The following is a 1,317-nucleotide window of genomic DNA, read 5'->3' as shown; positions in this document are numbered from 1 at the left end:
GCTCCAGAAAGGAGGTGTTCCAGCCGCACCTTCCGGTACGGCTACCTTGTTACGACTTAGCCCCAGTTACCGGTATTACCCTAGCCCGTTCCTCGCGGTCACGATCTTCAGGTACTCCCGGCTTCCATGGCTTGACGGGCGGTGTGTACAAGGCCCGGGAACGTATTCACCGCGCCATGGCTGATGCGCGATTACTAGCGAATCCAACTTCGTGGAGTCGGGTTGCAGACTCCAGTCCGAACTACGACCGGCTTTAGAGATTGGCGCCCCGTCACCGGGTGGCGGCCCTCTGTACCGGCCATTGTAACACGTGTGTAGCCCTGGATGTAAGGGCCGTGCTGATTTGACGTCATCCCCGCCTTCCTCGCACCTTACGGTGGCAGTCTCGATAGAGTGCCCGGCTCGAACCGGTGGCAACTATCGATAGGGGTTGCGCTCGTTATGGGACTTAACCCGACACCTCACGGCACGAGCTGACGACAACCATGCAGCACCTTGTAAAGAGTCCCGAGGGAAAGAACTGTTTCCAGCTCATGCACTCTACATTTAAACCCAGGTAAGGTTCCTCGCGTATCATCGAATTAAACCACATGTTCCTCCGCTTGTGCGGGCCCCCGTCAATTCCTTTGAGTTTCATCGTTGCCGACGTACTCCCCAGGTGGCTCACTTAATACTTTCGCTTGAACCCTGACAGTGTATCGCCAAGATCCAGTGAGCATCGTTTACGGCGTGGACTACCAGGGTATCTAATCCTGTTCGCTACCCACGCTCTCGCGCATCAGCGTCAGATCGAGTCTGGACAGCTGCCTTCGCTATCGGGGTTCCAAGTGATATCTAAGCATTTCACCGCTACTTCACTTGTTCCGCCATCCTCGACTCGTCTCGAGGTTACCAGTTTCAACGGCGTGCTACAGTTTAGCTGCAGTCTTTTACCGCTGACTTGGCATCCCGCCTACGCGCCCTTTAAACCCAATAAATCCGGATAACGCTCGCATCCCCCGTGTTACCGCGGCTGCTGGCACGGAGTTAGCCGATGCTTATTCGTCAAGTACTGGCATCACGGCACACGTGCCGCTTATTCTTCCCTGACAAAAGAGGTTTACAGGCCATAGACCATTCTTCCCTCACGCGACTTGGCTGGTTCAGGCTCTCGCCCATTGACCAATATTCCTCACTGCTGCCTCCCGTAGGAGTCTGGACCGTGTCTCAGTTCCAGTGTGGGGGACCTTCCTCTCGGAACCCCTAGACATCGTCGGCTTGGTGGGCCGTTACCCCGCCAACTACCTAATGTCGCGCGTGCCCGTCCCGTACCATTAA

The 1,317-nt window shown here is 56.0% G+C and carries 1 rRNA gene; it reads right to left on the bottom strand.

Annotated elements, in window-relative coordinates:
- Positions 1 to 7: 7 nt before the first annotated feature.
- Positions 8 to 1,317 (bottom strand): 16S ribosomal RNA (locus tag H8S64_RS22050); the annotation flags it as partial.

The organism is Butyricimonas hominis, from assembly GCF_014287455.1.
GTDB lineage: Bacteria > Bacteroidota > Bacteroidia > Bacteroidales > Marinifilaceae > Butyricimonas > Butyricimonas muris.
This window is presented reverse-complemented; position numbering and strand designations above follow the sequence as displayed.